The following is a 1,205-nucleotide window of genomic DNA, read 5'->3' on the forward strand; positions in this document are numbered from 1 at the left end:
GGCGCGGCTTAACTCAGGTGTTAGGCGGCATGAGACGGCTCATAGTTGATTGCAGTGATGTCTCGACGGCCGACCACTTCTGGGAGAAGTATCTGGCTGTGGCGAACCCACGTGGTCCGGGCTTTGGTCGCAACCTTGATGCGTTCAACGATGCGCTCGCCGGCGGCCCCGGCTACCCGGGTCCGTGTCAGCTTGAACTCGTAAACTCTGCGCACCTCGCCTGCATCCGCGGCGGGTCATTTCTGGCCGCGCTCCGAGATGTTGCAGCTGAGCGCAGCCTACGGGCGGTTACCGTTGTGTTCCGGTAGCCGCCTAACAATTCGTCGAAGCCGACGCCGCTACGCGGCGCGGCTTAACTCAGGTGTTAGGCCCGGGAACAAACCATGCGGTACTCGGAAAGCACTTTGTCGCAGCTCAACGAGTTGCTACCTACGCGCTCTGATCTCCTCGCGAACGCTGGGCTGCGATGCGTTCTGGAATGCACGAACACGACTAGCTCTGGCGCAATCGAACATCTCACTCACGGCGCGGGGCGGCGTCTAGGCCTCCTACAGCACTCGCTTCAGAACGTCTTTCGGCTGCTGCCGCCAACGGCTGCGGTTCCGCTGGAACGCGATGCGCTCAACGATGTACAGGTCAACTTACACGCGTTTTTTATTAACCTCGTTGGGCTCTTTGACAATCTGGCGTGGGTTTTCGCACACCATCATGGGCTGTCCCAGTTTCTGTCCAAACCGCTTAGCGTCGGCCTGTTCAAAAGCGACTTTCAAAAACATCTGCCCACTCCTCTGCGTGAGCTAATCGGTAGCGAAGAGCTTTCCAATTGGCACAAAACCTACCTAAAGAATTACCGCGACGCGTTAGCCCACCAGATACCGCTCTACGTGGCGCCAAGCGTCATCTACGAGCGGGATCGGAATGATTACGATGCCCTTGAAGCCGAGCGGGCGAAGCTAGAACAGGAGTGGCAGTTTGATCTGGCCGCCGACGTCCGCGAGCAGCAGACCAAGCTTGAACACCCCTGTTTTTCTTTCATCCATTCGTTTGCTCCAGGTGCCAGTATCGGCCACGTTTACGTCCACCCGCAGCTCCTGGCCGACGCCTTTACTGCAACTTCGGTTACAAATGCGTTTTTCGATAGCTGGCAGGCCCAGGCCTAACAATTCGTCCAAACCGACGCCGCTTCGCGGCGCGGCTTAACTCAG

Annotated in this window: 2 protein-coding genes; both read left to right on the top strand. The window is 58.1% G+C overall.

All coding sequences use genetic code 11. The features are described 5' to 3' along the window. A partial coding sequence (locus EVS83_RS15360; RefSeq protein WP_208108777.1) for a barstar family protein occupies nt 1-308 on the top strand: 308 nt, incomplete at its 5' end. A 96-nt stretch (nt 309-404) separates the two neighbouring features. Then, nucleotides 405-1,160: a hypothetical protein gene (locus EVS83_RS15365; RefSeq protein ID WP_133502058.1), complete on the top strand. Its 756-nt coding sequence runs from the start codon at nt 405-407 to the stop codon at nt 1,158-1,160. The last annotated feature ends 45 nt before the right edge of the window (nt 1,161-1,205 follow it).

The sequence above is a fragment of the Cognatilysobacter terrigena genome, from assembly GCF_004361065.1.
GTDB classification, from domain to species: domain Bacteria; phylum Pseudomonadota; class Gammaproteobacteria; order Xanthomonadales; family Xanthomonadaceae; genus Cognatilysobacter; species Cognatilysobacter terrigena.